General features: G+C 71.5%; 12 protein-coding genes. 5 read left to right on the top strand and 7 right to left on the bottom strand.

Annotated elements, in window-relative coordinates; genetic code table 11:
• The first annotated feature begins 23 nt into the window (after positions 1–23).
• From BLW76_RS11175 to BLW76_RS11165, 3 genes are all read left to right on the top strand, one after another.
• Positions 24–1,118, top strand: coding sequence for a winged helix DNA-binding domain-containing protein (locus tag BLW76_RS11175; RefSeq protein WP_091306070.1), 1,095 nt, complete (start codon positions 24–26; stop codon positions 1,116–1,118).
• A 75-nt stretch (positions 1,119–1,193) separates the two neighbouring features.
• Positions 1,194–2,657, top strand: a complete 1,464-nt coding sequence (locus tag BLW76_RS11170) for a flavin-containing monooxygenase (RefSeq protein WP_091306069.1) — start codon at positions 1,194–1,196, stop codon at positions 2,655–2,657.
• Positions 2,657–4,309 (top strand): GMC family oxidoreductase, encoded by a 1,653-nt coding sequence (locus tag BLW76_RS11165; protein ID WP_091306068.1) that lies wholly within the window; start codon positions 2,657–2,659, stop codon positions 4,307–4,309. Before BLW76_RS11170 ends, BLW76_RS11165 begins: the two co-directional genes overlap by 1 nt.
• Before the next feature lie 47 nt (positions 4,310–4,356).
• On the opposite strand, the gene BLW76_RS11160 is transcribed toward BLW76_RS11165, so the two are convergent.
• On the bottom strand, positions 4,357–5,829 hold the full coding sequence (locus tag BLW76_RS11160; RefSeq protein WP_091306067.1) for a chitinase: 1,473 nt from the start codon (positions 5,827–5,829) through the stop codon (positions 4,357–4,359).
• 145 nt (positions 5,830–5,974) lie between these two features.
• Here BLW76_RS11160 and BLW76_RS11155 point away from each other — a divergent pair, with 145 nt between their 5' ends.
• On the top strand, positions 5,975–8,359 hold the full coding sequence (locus BLW76_RS11155) for a Tex family protein (protein ID WP_091306066.1): 2,385 nt from the start codon (positions 5,975–5,977) through the stop codon (positions 8,357–8,359).
• 119 nt (positions 8,360–8,478) lie between these two features.
• Here the strand turns inward: BLW76_RS11155 and BLW76_RS11150 are convergent, their stop codons facing one another.
• From BLW76_RS11150 to BLW76_RS11130, 5 genes are read right to left on the bottom strand one after another with little or no spacing between them, the layout of a single operon-like run.
• A complete protein-coding gene (locus BLW76_RS11150) occupies positions 8,479–9,345 on the bottom strand; it encodes a YwqG family protein (RefSeq protein ID WP_091306065.1) in 867 nt (288 codons plus the stop codon).
• A gap of 32 nt (positions 9,346–9,377) precedes the next feature.
• Positions 9,378–9,782, bottom strand: coding sequence for a hypothetical protein (locus BLW76_RS11145; protein WP_091306064.1), 405 nt, complete (start codon positions 9,780–9,782; stop codon positions 9,378–9,380).
• Entirely contained in the window at positions 9,779–10,543 is a 765-nt protein-coding gene (locus BLW76_RS11140; RefSeq protein WP_091306063.1) for a 2-keto-4-pentenoate hydratase, read from the bottom strand. Before BLW76_RS11140 ends, BLW76_RS11145 begins: the two co-directional genes overlap by 4 nt.
• Positions 10,540–10,962 (bottom strand): nitroreductase family deazaflavin-dependent oxidoreductase, encoded by a 423-nt coding sequence (locus BLW76_RS11135; protein WP_244170131.1) that lies wholly within the window; start codon positions 10,960–10,962, stop codon positions 10,540–10,542. The genes BLW76_RS11140 and BLW76_RS11135 overlap by 4 nt, the downstream gene beginning before the upstream one ends.
• 23 nt (positions 10,963–10,985) lie before the next feature.
• Positions 10,986–12,692 (bottom strand): acyl-CoA dehydrogenase family protein, encoded by a 1,707-nt coding sequence (locus tag BLW76_RS11130; protein ID WP_091306061.1) that lies wholly within the window; start codon positions 12,690–12,692, stop codon positions 10,986–10,988.
• A gap of 236 nt (positions 12,693–12,928) precedes the next feature.
• Between BLW76_RS11130 and BLW76_RS11125 the strand changes: the two genes are divergently transcribed.
• Complete coding sequence (locus BLW76_RS11125) at positions 12,929–14,509, top strand: DEAD/DEAH box helicase (RefSeq protein ID WP_091306060.1); 1,581 nt, start codon at positions 12,929–12,931, stop codon at positions 14,507–14,509.
• 58 nt (positions 14,510–14,567) lie between these two features.
• On the opposite strand, the gene BLW76_RS11120 is transcribed toward BLW76_RS11125, so the two are convergent.
• On the bottom strand, positions 14,568–14,939 hold the full coding sequence (locus BLW76_RS11120; RefSeq protein WP_091306059.1) for a DUF1761 domain-containing protein: 372 nt from the start codon (positions 14,937–14,939) through the stop codon (positions 14,568–14,570).
• Positions 14,940–14,981 lie beyond the last annotated feature (42 nt).

The raw sequence follows: 14,981 nt of genomic DNA, 5'->3' as shown, positions 1-14,981 counted from the left end.
TGGGTGATCGTTAGGGTGACGGCGTGCAGACCTTGAGCCCCCGAGCCCTGAACCGCGCCACGCTGGAGCGCCAGCTGCTGCTGCGCCGGGCGAAGATGTCCGCCTTCGACACGATCGAGGCCCTGGCCGGGCTTCAGGCGCAGGCGCCGTTCCCGCCGTACTTCGGGCTGTGGGCGCGACTCGAGGGGTTCCAGCCGGCCGAGCTCGTGGAGCTCCTGGAGAGCCGGCGCGTGGTGCGGATCGCGTTGATGCGCGGCACGGTCCACCTGGTCACGGCGGCGGACGCGCTGGCGTGGCGGCCGGTGGTCCAGGGGATCTACGACCGCGACCTCAAGCAGAACGCGTTGCACGCGGCCCCGCTGGCCGATCTCGACCACTCCGCGGTGGCCTCGGCGGCCCGGGAGCTGCTTTTGCGCGGCCCGATGCCGGGGAACGCGCTGGGCGCCGAGCTGGCGCGGAGCTGGGACGCGCCGCCGTCCTCCCTGACGCACCTGGCCCGCGGCCGGCTGCCGCTGGTGCAGACGCCGCCCCGGGCGATCTGGGGCAAGGCGGGCCAGACGACGTACGCGTGCCTGGACGACTGGGTGGGCGCTCCCCTTTCCCCGCCCGCACCGGCGGAGCTGATTGCGCGGTACCTGCGCGCGTTCGGCCCGGCCACGGTGGCGGACGTGCAGACGTGGGCGGGCATCACCCGGCTGGGCGAGGTGTCGGCCGGGATGGACCTGCGGCGCTACCGCGGCCCGGACGGCCGCGAGCTGCTGGACCTGCCGGAGCTGACGGTGCCGGCCGAGGACGTCCCCGCGCCGCCGCGGCTGCTCGGGCCGTTCGACCAGACGATCCTGTCCTACGCGGACCGGACGCGGGTCATCTCCGACGCCTACCGCAAGCGCGTGATCTCGCACAACGGCCTGGTCAAGGGCACGCTCCTGGTCGACGGCCAGGTGTGCGGCTTCTGGGAGATCAAGGCGACGCGAAAGGCGGCGGCGATCTCGCTGTCGCCGTTCGAGAAGCTGGGGAAGCGGGACCTGGCGGCGTTGGAGAAGTCGGCGGGCGAGCTGGTGAAGTGGGCGGAGGCGGCGTCGGAGACGCACGAGGTGCGCGTCCACCCGCCGGAGTGAGGCTGGCCGGAAATCTCGATTGAGTGACCGTTCGTGGCCTGTTGTCACAGCCGTGCGGTGCGTAGCTTTTCCGGCATGACTGGTTCGGCGAAGGGGCCGTCGGTGCTGATCGTGGGCACCGGGTTCGGCGGCATCGGGACGGCGATCGAACTCAAGCGGGCGGGCTTCGGCGACTTCACGATCCTGGAGAGCGCCGCCGGGCCCGGCGGCGTCTGGCGGGACAACACCTTTCCCGGCGCCGCGTGCGACATCCCGTCGCCGCTGTACTCCTTCTCCTTCGAGCCCAACCCGCGGTGGCCGAAGCGGTTCTCGCACCAGCCCGACATCCTCGCCTACCTGCGGCGCGTCATCGCCAAGTACGGCCTCGAGCCGCACATCCGGTACCGGACCGAGGTCACCGGGGCCGCCTTCGACGAGGCGCGCGGACTCTGGCGCGTCGAGACGAAGACCGGGGAAACCTTCGAGGCGAACGTCTTCGTGCCCGCCGTCGGGCAGCTGTCGCGGCCGGTGCTGCCGGACATCCCGAACCGCGAGAGCTTCGCCGGCGACGCCTTCCACTCCGCGCGGTGGGACCACGACGTCGACCTGACCGGCAAGCGCGTCGCCGTCGTCGGGACCGGGGCCAGCGCTGTTCAGTTCGTGCCCGAACTGCGGAAACGCGCCCAGCACGTCACCGTCTTCCAGCGGACGCCGCCGTACGTCATGGCGAAGTCCGACCCGAGCTACCGGCGGTGGCAGCACTGGCTGTTCGAGCACCTGCCGCCGACCCAGCTGCTCGGCCGGCTGCGGATCTTCCTGCTCGCCGAGTACGCCACCTACGCGATGACGCGCCACCAGGTGCTGGCGAAGATGTTCGAACTGCGCACCGCCCAGCTGCGGCGCCGCCACATCAAGGACCCGGAGCTGCGGGCGAAGCTCAAGCCGTCGTACCCGCTGGGCTGCAAGCGGATCCTCTTCACCAACGACTACCTGCCCGCGCTGGCCGAGCCGGACGTCGACGTCGAGACGCGGCGGATCCGCGAGATCACCGAGAAGGGCGTGCGGGTCGAGGACGGGACGGAGATCGAGGCGGACGTCCTGATCTACGGCACCGGGTTCGCGGCGACGCAATTCCTCGGCCGGCTGGACGTCCGCGGTCTCGGCGGGCGGTCCCTGCAGGAGGAGTGGTCCGGCGGCGCGCGGGCGTACCTGGGCATGACCGTGCCCGGCTTCCCCAACCTGTTCTGCGTCTACGGGCCCAACACGAATCTCGGCGCCGGATCGATCATCTACATGATCGAGCGGCAGGCGCGGTACATCCGGCAGGCGGTGGAACGGCTCGCGCGCCCTGGCGTGTCCTATGTGGACGTCCGGCCGGAGGTCGAGGAGCGGTACGACCGCGAGGTGCAGCGGCGGCTGGGCCGGAGCGTGTGGAGCGCCTGCACGAGCTGGTACCGGCAGGCCGACGGCCGGGTGACGACGAACTGGCCGGGCCTGGTCACCGAGTACGACCGCCGGACGCGGCGCTTCGACGTCGCCGACTACCGGGTGGTGGCCTGATGGACTACGACGTCCTGGTGATCGGTTCGGGGTTCGGCGGCAGCGTCACGGCGCTGCGGCTGACCGAGAAGGGCTACCGCGTCGGCGTGCTGGAGACCGGCCGCCGGTTCGCCGACGACGAGTTCGCGAAGACGTCGTGGCGGGTCCGGAAGTACCTGTGGGCGCCGGCGCTGGGCTGCTTCGGCATCCAGCGCCTGACGCTGCTGAAGAACACGTTCGTGATGAGCGGCTCCGGCGTCGGGGGTGGTTCGCTGGTGTACGCGAACACGCTGTACGAGCCGCCGGACGGCTTCTACGCCGACCCGCAGTGGGCGCACATCACGGACTGGAAGGCCGAGCTGGCGCCGTACTACGACCAGGCGAAGCGGATGCTCGGCGTGGTCGAGAACCCGGCGACGACGGCCGCGGACCGGGTGCTGCGTTCGGTGGCCGACGACATGGGCGTCGGCCACACGTACCGGCGCACGCCCGTCGGCGTCTACTTCGGACAGTCCGGGGTGGACCCGTTCTTCGGCGGCGCGGGTCCGGCGCGGGCGTCCTGCACGCTGTGCGGCGAGTGCATGACCGGGTGCCGGGTCGGGGCGAAGAACACGACGGTCAAGAACTACCTGTACCTGGCCGAGCGGGCGGGTGCCGTGGTGCACCCCCTGACGACGGCGGTTTCGGTGCGGCCGATCCCCGGCGGGTACGCGGTCGACACGCGGCGGACCGGCGGCTTCTCCCGCCGGACGTTCACCGCGACGCAGGTCGTGTTCTCCGCTGCTTCTTTGGGAACGCAACGGCTACTGCACCGGATGCGGGACACGGGCACGTTGCCTCTTGTTTCCCCTCGGCTCGGGCTCCTGGCCCGCACGAACTCCGAGGCGGTGCTGGCGGCGCGGTCGCTGCGGGCGGACACGGACTACTCGCGGGGCGTCGCGATCACGTCGTCGATCCACCCGGACGCGGTGACGCACGTGGAGCCGGTGCGGTACGGGCGCGGCAGCAACCTGCTGGGCCTGCTGGCGACGGTGCTGGTGGACGCGGAGCCGGGGCGGCGGCGCTGGGTGCTGGGCCTGCGGGAGCTGTGGCGCGCCCGCCGCGACCTGCTGCGGATCCACAACCCGCGGCGCTGGTCGGAGCGGATGATCGGGCTGCTGGTGATGCAGACCCTGGACAATTCGGTGACGACGTACACGAAACGCGGCCTGTTCGGCCGCCGGATGACGACCCGCCAGGGCGCGGGAGCCCCGTCACCGGACTGGATCCCGGCCGGCCACGAGGTGACCCGCCGGGTGGCCGCGAAGATCGGCGGGCTGCCCCAGGGCGCGTGGACGGACATGGCGAACATCCCGATCACGGGCCACTTCATCGGCGGCTGCGCGATCGGGGACTCGCCTTCGTCGGGGGTGGTGGACCCGTACCAGCGCCTGTACGGCTACCCGGGCCTGCACGTGGTGGACGGCTCGGCGATCTCGGCGAACCTGGGCGTGAACCCGTCGTTGACGATCACGGCGCAGGCGGAGCGGGCGATGGCGTTCTGGCCGAACCACGGGGACGAGGACCCGCGACCGGCGTTGGGCTCGCCGTACCAGCGCGTGGCGGCGGTGGCTCCTCGGAGTCCTGTGGTGCCGTCGGAGGCGCCGGGAGCCCTGCGACTGCCTCTCGCGTGAGAAGGCCCTCCCGGACCGCGCCGCCGGGAGGGCCGCTCGACGCACGGCTACGGCAGTCCCGCGAGCCCCGCCGACACCGTGTTGGCGAACGCGTACCCCTGCGACGCGTCCCAGTTGATCGACCACGTCATCGCGCCCCTGATCGACGGGTACGTCGTCGACGGCTTGAAGCTGCCGCACGATGTTCCGCGGGCCAGGCAGTTCAGCGCCGACACCGTGTTCGCCGGGGCCTGGTAGCCGCCGCCCGCCGCCTGGGGGGACGCTGGGAGGCCCAGGCCGACCTGGTCGGCTCGCAGGCCGCCCTGGAGCTGGATGCAGGCCAGCGCCGTCAGGAAGTCGACCGTGCCCTGCGAGTACACGTTGCCGTTGCAGCCGTTCATCGAGCCCGAGTTGTAGTACTGCATGTTGACGATCGTCAGGATGTCCTTGATGTTCAGCGCCAGCTGGAAGTAGCCGCCCGCCGTGGACTGCATGTCGATCGTCTGCGGGGCCATCGTGATCACCTTGCCGCCGCCGTTGTAGATGCTGCGCAGCGCCTGGCCCATGTACGTGGCGTTGATGCCGTTCTCGAGGTCGATGTCGACGCCGTCGAAGCCGTAGTTCGCGATCAGCGACTTCACGCTGTTGGCGAAGTTGGTGGCCGACGTCGAGTCGCCGACGCTGATCGTGCCGTTCTGGCCGCCGACCGAGATGATCACCTTCTGGCCGCGGGCCTGTACCGTCTTCACGTCCGCCTTGAACTGGGCGTCCGTGTAGCCGCCGAGCTGCGACGACAACCCCGAGTCGAGCGTGAAGCTCACCGCGCCGGGCGTGCCCGTCGCGTCCGCGAAGGACACCGCGATGATGTTGTACTTCGTCGGGACGTCGGCCAGCTTCAGCGCCTTGGCGCCGTTGTAGAAGTTCTGCCAGTAGCCCGTCAGGACGTGCTTCGGCAGGTCACCCTGGGTCGGCGGCGTCGTCGTGGTCGTCGTCGGCGGAGTGGTGGGGGTGGTCGGAGTCGTGGTGGGCGTCGTCGGCGTAGTCGTCGGCGGGGTGCCCGGGCCGTCGAGGCTGACGTCATCGGCGTAGTACGCCGGCTGGCCGTACCAGCCGTGCAGGTACACCGTCAGCGACGTGCTCGAACCGGTCGTGAAGCTCAGCGACAGCTGCTGGTAGCCGCTGGTGCCGGGCGTCCACGTGCTGGTCGTCGCCGAACCGGAGACGCCGAGGTAGACGTAGCTGCCCTGGACCCAGGCGGACAGCTTGTACGCCGTGTTCGGCGAGACGGTGAGCGTCTGCGCGCACTGGGCGTTGTCCGACGACGACGGCGTCGCGCTCAACGCGCGGCTCCCGCTGTGCACCGGCGTGCTCACCGCGGCCGACGCGCCGCTGCACGTCCAGCTCGCGGTACCGGCCTCGAAGCCGGGGTTGGCCAGGATGTTCGCCGCCGACGCGCTGCCGGCGAGCACGAATGTCACGCCGAGAGACAGCGTCACCACCGAAAGTAAGGAAAGCAGAGCAAAGCGGACCTTGGGGACCACGGGCGACCTCCACGACACTGGTGAGGCAGGTCACCACAAAGTGGACTAGACCAATCTGATTGTCAAGCGGCCCCATCCGAAAGTCGGGGCGGCGGAAACGGCAGAATGTGACGATCGGAACCAGGCGAAGCAGGAGCGTGTTGCAGTGAGCGTGTCGGTCGAGCAGAAGATCGCCGAAGAACTGGGCGTGCGCGAAGGACAGGTCAAGGCCGCCGTCGAACTGCTCGACGGCGGGTCGACCGTGCCGTTCATCGCCCGCTACCGCAAGGAAGTCACCGGCATGCTCGACGACGCGCAGCTGCGCACGCTCGAGGAACGGCTGCGCTACCTGCGGGAACTCGACGAGCGCCGGCTCGCCGTGCTCGAATCCATCCGCAGCCAGGGCAAGCTCGACGAAGCCCTGGAGGCGTCGATCCTCGCCGCGGACACCAAGTCGCGGCTGGAGGACATCTACCTCCCCTACAAGCCGAAGCGCCGCACGAAGGCCATGATCGCGCGCGAAGCGGGTCTCGAACCGCTGGCCGACGGCCTGCTCAACGACCCGAACACCGACCCGCAGGCCGCGGCCGCGGTGTTCGTCGACGCCGACAAGGGTGTCGCGGACGCGCAGGCCGCCCTCGACGGTGCCCGCGCGATCCTCGTCGAGCGCTTCGCCGAGGACGCCGACCTCATCGGTGACCTGCGGGAGAAGATGTGGGGCCAGGGCCACCTGGTCGCCAAGGTCCGGGCCGGCAAGGAGGAGGAAGGCGCGAAGTTCTCCGACTACTTCGACTTCTCCGAGCCGTACACCAAGCTCCCCTCGCACCGGATCCTCGCGATGCTGCGCGGCGAGAAGGAGGAGGTCCTCGACCTCACGATGGCGCCGGACGAGCCCAGCGACGAGCCGCAGGTCGGCCCGACCGAGTACGAGCAGCGCATCGCCGCGAAGTTCGGCATCACCCAGCAGGGGCGGCCTGCCGACAAGTGGCTCGGCGACACCGTCCGCTGGGCGTGGCGCACCAAGATCCTCCTCCACCTGGGCATCGACCTGCGGATGCGGCTGCGCCAGGCGGCCGAGGACGACGCCGTGCGCGTGTTCGCGGCCAACCTGCGCGACCTGCTGCTGGCCGCGCCGGCCGGCACCCGCGCCACCATGGGCCTGGACCCGGGCTTCCGGACCGGCGTCAAGGTGGCCGTCGTGGACGCCACCGGCAAGGTCGTCGACACCCACGTCATCTACCCGCACCAGCCGGCCAACAAGTGGGACCAGTCGATCGCCGAACTCGCGGCACTGGCCGCCCGGCACCAGGTCGACCTGATCTCCATCGGCAACGGCACGGCGTCGCGCGAGACCGACAAGCTCGCGCAGGAACTGATCAAGAAGCACCCCGAGCTGAAGCTGACGAAGGCCGTGGTCTCCGAAGCGGGCGCTTCGGTGTACTCGGCGTCGGCGTTCGCTTCGCAGGAACTGCCGAACATGGACGTCTCCCTGCGCGGCGCGGTCTCGATCGCCCGGCGGCTGCAGGACCCGCTGGCCGAGCTGGTGAAGATCGACCCGAAGTCGATCGGCGTCGGGCAGTACCAGCACGACCTGTCCGAGGTTTCGCTGTCGCGCTCCCTCGACGCGGTGGTCGAAGACTGCGTGAACGCGGTCGGCGTGGACGTCAACACCGCGTCGGCGCCGCTGCTGACCCGGGTTTCGGGCATCACGACGGGCCTGGCGGAGAACATCGTGGCGCACCGCGACACGAACGGGCCGTTCCGCTCCCGGATGGCGCTGAAGGAGGTCGCGCGGCTCGGCCCGAAGGCGTTCGAGCAGTGCGCGGGCTTCCTGCGCATCCCGGACGGCGACGACCCGCTCGACTCGTCGGCCGTGCACCCGGAGGCGTACCCGGTGGTCCGCCGGATCCTGTCCAAGACCGGCACCGACATCCGGGCGCTGATCGGCAACACGCGGACGTTGTCCTCGCTGCGCCCGGCCGAGTTCGTGGACGAGCAGTTCGGCCTCCCGACGGTGACGGACATCCTGTCGGAGCTGGACAAGCCGGGCCGCGACCCCCGCCCGGCCTTCAAGACGGCGACGTTCGCCGAGGGCGTGGAGAAGATCGGCGACCTCAAGCCGGGCATGCGCCTGGAGGGCGTGGTGACGAACGTGGCGGCGTTCGGCGCGTTCATCGACGTGGGCGTGCACCAGGACGGCCTGGCGCACGTTTCGGCGCTGTCGAAGAACTTCGTGAAGGACCCGCGGGAGGTCGTGAAGCCCGGGGACATCGTGAAGGTGAAGGTCCTGGAAGTCGACGTGCCGCGGAAGCGGATCTCGCTGACCCTGCGGCTGGACGACGAGCCGGGCGCCGGCTCGGGCAACCGCGGCGGCGGGGGCGGCGGCCGTGACCGGGGCCAGGGCGGCGGCGGTGGTGGCGGCGGTCAGCGCCGGGGCGGCTCCGGCGGCGGCGACCGACGTGGCGGAGGCGGCGGGCGCGACCGCGGCGGCAACTCCGCGGCGAGCGGGTCCATGGCCGACGCACTGCGGCGGGCCGGGTTCGGCAAGTAGGAGCCTGCGGCAGGCCACCCCGGACGAGCCGGGGTGGCCTGCCTGCGGTCGAGGACCCCTCAGCCGCGCCACATCAGCCGCGCCACATCAGCCGCGCCACATCAGCCGCACTGCACCATTCAGCCGCACTGCAGGGTGCACTTCGCGCGGTCGAAGCGGCCTGCCTCGAGGTCGTCGGTGCGGATGAGCCAGTAGAGCATTCCGGCGTCGCCCCAGGTCATGTCGGTTTTGTCGTCGCTGTCGATCTGGGCGAGCAGCACCCAGCAGGCCGCCTCCTCGGCCAGGCGGGGATCCTGGTGGTCCCCGAGCACCTCGGCGGCGATCTCGATCTCCACCGCACCCTGTACAGGGGCGGCGAACCCGCCGACCTGGTGCTCGCGGCCCCCGCCCCTGGCCTGCGCGGCCAGCACGCCGAACACGTCGGACTCCGAGTGGCCGCCGGGGATCTCCACCGTCTCGACCGCTTCGTCGAGTGACTCCCCGCTCGCGATCGTCGTCTGGTCGAGCAGGATGTGCTCGCGCTCCGGAGCCGTCGCCACCACCTCGGCGGAAAGGTCGTGGGCCGGGTACGGGACGGGACCTTCGGGCGCCGTCCGCTCGACGACCGGCACGCCCGCCGGGACGTAGAGCACCCGGTGGCCTTCGACGTCCTCCAACCGCGGCTCGTCGTCGGAGCCCCGGCGGAACCCGTCGAAGGAGAAGAACAGCAGCGTGCCCGCCTCGGGCAATGGGATGCTCAGGAACTCCCGGGGCAGCGCCGCGCAGTCCACCGCGGCCACGAAGTCAAGGGGGCCGCGCCCCGGCCACTCGGGCCACGGCAGGTCCGCGGGCATGCGCGGCGCGCCACCGATCCGGCCCACGCGCGGGCCGTCGCCGCCGGGCACCAGGCGGATGCCCGGGCGGGCCAGCGCGGTCCAGGCGGAAGCCACTTCGGCGGGCAGCTGCTGATGGGCAAGGGTGTCGAGTCGATCTCTCCAGGACGTCACCGGGACATCGTGACAGGGAGCACCGACAAAAATCACGGAAGCGCGAAGAGCCCCGCGGCGAGCAGCGCCACCGGGACCACCGCGGCCGTCGCGCTGACCAGCGCCAGCCCGCCGCGCCAGCCGGCCGCCGCCGCGACCATCCGGCGCACCAGGGCCGCCTCCACCACGGCCGCCAGGAGGAACCCGAGGCCGACGCTGAAGATCGCCGCCGCGCCGACGACCAGCAGGCCCGACGTCGACGCCGCGCCCAGCGGGGCCGCAACCTCCCAGCGCACCACGCCCGCCGCCGCCGCGAGCAGCGCCAGCAGCAGGACGAACGCCACGATGAAGCCGCTGCGGGCCGTCGGCGGGTGGGGGCCGCGGGCGATGAACCAGAAACCCGCGTCGAGGGCCGCGACCACCACGGCGAGCACCACGAACCCCGGCCGGAAGGTCATGCCGCGAACCGCACTTCCACGCTGCCCAGCTCCCCGAAGTCGGCCACCACGTGGCCGCCCGCGCGGATCGGGCACGGCGGGGTCGCCGTGCCCGTCGTCACGATGTCGCCCGGGCGCAGCGCACGGCCGTGGCGGGGCAGCTCCATCGCCAGCCAGTGCAGCGCCAGCCGCGGGTCGCCCAGCACCAGGCTGCCGCTGCCGCGGGAGAACTCCTCGCCGTCGGCGTGCAGGACCACCGGGCGGCGGGGCAGGTCGAGGTCGCGCCAGCCCGGCACCGGGCGGCCCTCGACGAACCGGCCCGCGCACGCCGCGTCGGCCAGCAGCTGCGGACCGCCCGCGTGGCGGTGGTCGGTGTAGCGGCTGTCCGGCAGCTCGATGGCCAGGAACATCGTGTCGACCGCGTCGAGCACCGCGGCCAGCGAAGGCGACAGCCCCGGGTCGGCCTTGAGCCGGAAGGCGAACTCCGGCTCGGCGACGCCCATGGTCATCGTGTCGGCCGGCACCGGGGCACCCTCGGCGTGGTGGAACCGCGCGAACATCGCGCCCGGCAACGGCCCGGGGACGTCGAGGTACTGCCGCGCGTACGCCGTGGTCGCGGCGATCTTCCAGCCGGACACCGGCCCGGCCAGCTCGGCGAGCGCCGCCTGCGCCGCCATGCCCTCGGCGAGGTCGCACGGGCGGGCGGCGTCCGGGAGGCCGTCCAGCCGCTTGCCGGTCAGCCACGCGTCCCAGATGAGCTCCGCCGCCCGCTCTCGCTTCACGACCGCGATCTTGCCAACCGGAACACCGGGTGTCGATCGGCTTCCGCGGCGAAGGCCTCGGCCGGGTCGGTCAGCTTCGCGTCGAAGAACGGCGCCGTCACCGGGATCTTGCGGACGTAGGCCCGCAGCACGCGGCCCGCCGTGGCGGCGTCGGGTTCTTCGACCTCCCACGTCTCGCGACGGCGGCCGCGCCACAGCCGGGCGGTGGCGTCGGCGCGCAGGTTGTGCACCCAGCCGACCCGCCCGTACGGCGACACGAGCCACCGCTCGCCGTCGACCTCGATGACGTTGACCGGCGTGGTCCGGTCCTCGCCGCTCTTGCGCCCGCGCGTGGTGAGCAGGAACCCGGTGCTGCCGTTGATCGGGATCCCGCGCGCCAGCAGCGCCTGCACGACGACGTTCGCGGCCTTCCGCGTCACGCCCAACCGGTACTTCCGCGCCATCACGGCTGCATAGCGTAGACCCCGGACAGCGCCCGCACCCGCGCCCAGACGTTCTCGAACCGCTCGGCGTCCACCACCGGCTTGCGCAGCGCGGCCAGGGCGATCGCCTGCTGCGCCTCGGTGGAGCTCGCCTTGCCGTTGAGGTCCACCGCCGCGACGCTGAAGTCCTGCACCAGCACCGCGAAGATCTGGTCGACGACCTCGTCGTCCAGGCCGGTGATCCGGGCCTGCTCCAGGACGAGCTGGCCGTACACGACGAGCGTGAACAGCTCGGTCAGCGCGAGCCCGAAGTCGAGGTCGGCCTGCTGCGCCTCGTCCGGCGCCGCCTCGGTGAGCAGCTTGACCAGGGCGCCGGCCTGCTCGGTGAACAGCGCGACGTTCGGGATGTGCGCGGCTTCGGCGTAGGCGGTCTTCCAGTCGTGGAAGCGGACCTTCGACAGGCCGCGCGCCGGGCCCTGGCGGAAGAGGAACTCGTCGTCCGCGGCGTCGGTGCGGGTCGGCACCGGGGCGTACTCCTGCGGCGCGAAGAGGTAGTTCGGCATGAACTTCGCGATCAGCGCCAGGTTGACGGCCACCGTGCCCTCGAGCTTCGGCAGGCCGTCGATGTCGTTCTTGGACATCGCCAGGTAGGTGTCGGCCTCGAAGCCCTTGGCCGCGACGACGTCGGCGACCAGGCCGATCACCTTCTGCGCCTCGGTCGTCACCTTCATCTTGGTGATCGGGTTGAACAGCAGGTACCGGCGGTCGTCCGGGTTCGCGCTGCGGAAGTAGTCGACGGCGCGGTCGGAGAACAGCTTCATCGCCGTCAGCCGCGCGTAGGCCTCGACGAACTCGCGGCGGACGTGCGGGAAGTCGGTGACGGGCTTGCCGTAGAGGACGCGGTTGTGCGCGTGCGTGATGGCCTCGTACAGCGAGTGCGTCGCCATGCCGATGCCGCCGAAGCAGAGGTTGAACTTGCCGATGTTGACGGTGTTCAGCGCGGCGCTGAAGGCCTCGGCGCCGACGTGCAGGATGTCCTCGGCGGCCACCGGGTAGTCCTCGAGCCGGAACTCGGCGACGTACATCTGCGACGGCACCACGTTCTTCACGACGTGGTAGTTCGGGTGCTCGGAGTCGGCGTAGAAGAAGACGTACTGATCGGGGCCTTCGACGCCGTCGATGCGGCCGAAGACCGACACCGTGCGGGCGCAGTTGCCGTTGCCGATGTAGTACTTGGAGCCGGTGGCGCGGTAGCCGTCGCCGTCCTTGGTCAGGACCATGTCGGAGGAGTAGATGTCGGCGCCGTGGTCCTTTTCGGACAGTCCGAAGGCGCCGACGCCGCCGGCGTCGAGCGCGGCCGCCGCGCGTTCCCGCGCTTGTGCGTTGCCGCTCTGCCAGACCGGGCCGAGGCCGAGGATCGTGACCTGCCACGGGTACCAGTAGTTCAGGCCGTAGAACCCGAGGATCTCCGACAGGGCGGCGACGCGGGCGGTGTCCCAGCGCTTGTCCGGGTTGCCGCCGGCGTTCGCGGCCGGGGTCAGGAAGGTCGAGAACAGGCCTTCCTTGCCCGCGAACTCGATGAAGTCCGCGTAGAAGGTGCGGTTGTGGTAGTCCTCGGTCAGCTTCGCCTTGCCGCGCTGTTCGAACCAGTCGATGGTGGCGCGCAGCAGGCGCCGGGTCTCGGCGTCGAAGTGCGCCGGGTCGTAGTCGCGCGGGTTCAGCAGCATGGTGGGGCCTCCTCGATTACCGACCGGTAACTTAGCAAGCCCCCTACATGCGGGCAATCTCACTAGGGGTATGTCACTCCCGTTGGGTACACTGATCATGCGGGCCGCTCAGTTCTGCCTCGGCCCGCTGCTGTTGTCGACTACCACGCGCCGCGGCCGTCAGTAGGTCTGCGCCGGGCAGGACAACCCTTCTCGAGGTTATGGAGACCAGGGCATTCGCTTGCCCGCACGCACTTATGAGCACTTTCGCTGAACTCGGCCTGCCCACCCCGCTCGTGGCCGCGCTGGCCACCCAGGGTGTGACCGAGCCGTTCCCCATCCAGGCGGCGACCCTGCCGCACACCCTCGCCGGGCGTGACGTCCTCGGCCGCGGCCGCACCGGCTCGGGCAAGACGTACGGTTTCGTGCTGCCCGTGCTGGCCCGCCTCGCCGCGGGCCCGACGCGGCGCAAGCCGGGCCGCCCCCGCGCGCTGATCCTGGCGCCGACGCGCGAGCTCGCGACGCAGATCGAGGCGTCGATCCTGCCCCTGGCCCGTCCCCTGGGCCTCAAGGCGACCACCATCTTCGGCGGCGTCAGCGCCAACCCGCAGATCACCCGGTTGCGTGACGGCGTCGACATCGTCGTCGCCTGCCCCGGCCGGCTCGCCGACCACATGCGCTCCGGCCACGTGAAGCTCGACGCCGTCGAGATCACGGTCCTGGACGAGGCCGACCACATGGCCGACCTGGGCTTCCTGCCCGAGGTCCGCCGGATCATGGACGCCACCCCCGAGCGCGGCCAGCGGCTGCTGTTCTCGGCGACCCTGGACAACGGCGTGGACGTGCTGGTCAAGCGCTTCATGGACGACCCGGTGCTGCACAGCGTCGACTCGGCGCAGTCCCCGGTGGCGACGATGGAGCACCACGTCCTCCACCTGGAGGAGACCCACCGCCTGCCGGTGCTGGTCGACCTGACGGCGGCGCCCGGGCGCACGCTGGTGTTCACCCGGACGAAGAGCCGCGCGAAGGCGCTCACGCGGAAGCTGAACGCTTCGGGCGTCCCGGCGGTGGAGCTGCACGGCAACCTGGGCCAGAACGCACGGACACGCAACCTGGAGGCGTTCTCGTCCGGGACGGCCCGCACCCTGGTGGCGACGGACATCGCGGCCCGCGGCATCCACGTCGACGACGTCCGGTTGGTCATCCACGCGGACCCGCCGGTGGAGCACAAGGCGTACCTGCACCGTTCGGGCCGCACGGCGCGCGCCGGGGCGTCGGGCACGGTGGTGACGTTGATGACGGACGCCCAGGTCCGCGACGTCCGCGACCTGACGCGCAAGGCGGGCATCCAGCCGACGACGACCCAGCTCGGCCCGGGTCACCCGCTGCTGGCGGAGCTGGCCCCGGGCGAGCGGACGTTCTCGAAGGCCCCGGCGGTGGACAACCGCCCGAAGAAGGTATCGGCGACCGGCGCGGCACCAGGTGGTGGCCGCGGTCGCCGGAGTGCGGCGCCGAAGGAGAACCGCGGCGGACAGCGCGCGCGGGCGGCGGTGCAGGAAAAGCAGCGTTCGGCCGGGTCCGGTTCGCGCCGCTCGGACGGCGCAGCCGCCGCGGGCGGTTCCTCCCGTCGGTCGGGCGCACCCGCTGCTTCGGGCGGCGCACGGCGGTCGGGCGGCGCGGCCGCCGCTTCGGGCGGCGCACGGGGCACGGCGGCTGCTTCGGGCGGTGCACGGCGCTCCGGCGGCGCAGCCGGCACGGGCGGCAACCGCCGATCGGGTTCGGGCGGCGCGGCGGCGTTTTCGGCCGGCACCCGGGCCGGCGGGCGACGCTCGCGCTGACCCTGGCCGGCAGGTCCGGGCCCCGGCACTCGTTGCCGGGGCCCTGCTTGTCCCGTGGTCAGCGCCACAACCCCAGCACCACCGCAACCACGGTGAGCTTCACCAGCCAGTCCCCCGCATGCAGCGCGGCCAGCCCCACGGGAACCCGCTCATGCAGCACCGAGCCGGCAAGAATCACCACCGGAAACCCAGCCCACACCGCCAGCGCAAACCCCAAAGAGCCCGCGACGCCGTCCACGTCCACAGACAGCAGCGCGAAAGCAGTCACCAGCACCGCGGTCCGCACGAACTCCAAGCCCATCCGCCACGGAGACGGCCCAGCAGCAGCACCCGCAGGGCTCAAGCGAGCCCAGACCGACCCGAACGCCATGTACCAACCAGCGCTCACCACGAACGCCACCACCGACGCCACCAGCACCGAGATCACCATCGCCCACTCCTTCGATCAAGGGATTCGAAGGAGACGTCGACG

Origin of the sequence: Amycolatopsis tolypomycina, assembly GCF_900105945.1 — a bacterium.
Classification (GTDB): domain Bacteria; phylum Actinomycetota; class Actinomycetes; order Mycobacteriales; family Pseudonocardiaceae; genus Amycolatopsis; species Amycolatopsis tolypomycina.
Note: the sequence above shows the minus strand (reverse complement) of the source record. Positions and strands in the feature narration are given on the sequence as shown.

Bases quoted from the DNA above. Each gene is read 5' to 3' on its own strand.
- BLW76_RS11130 (WP_091306061.1), bottom strand. From the start codon at position 12,692: ATGCTGCTGAACCCGCGCGACTACGACCCGGCGCACTTCGACGCCGAG.
- BLW76_RS11165 (WP_091306068.1), top strand. From the start codon at position 2,657: ATGGACTACGACGTCCTGGTGATCGGTTCGGGGTTCGGCGGCAGCGTC.
- BLW76_RS11145 (WP_091306064.1), bottom strand. From the start codon at position 9,782: ATGACCTTCCGGCCGGGGTTCGTGGTGCTCGCCGTGGTGGTCGCGGCC.
- BLW76_RS11120 (WP_091306059.1), bottom strand. From the start codon at position 14,939: ATGGTGATCTCGGTGCTGGTGGCGTCGGTGGTGGCGTTCGTGGTGAGC.
- BLW76_RS11170 (WP_091306069.1), top strand. From the start codon at position 1,194: ATGACTGGTTCGGCGAAGGGGCCGTCGGTGCTGATCGTGGGCACCGGG.
- BLW76_RS11125 (WP_091306060.1), top strand. From the start codon at position 12,929: ATGAGCACTTTCGCTGAACTCGGCCTGCCCACCCCGCTCGTGGCCGCG.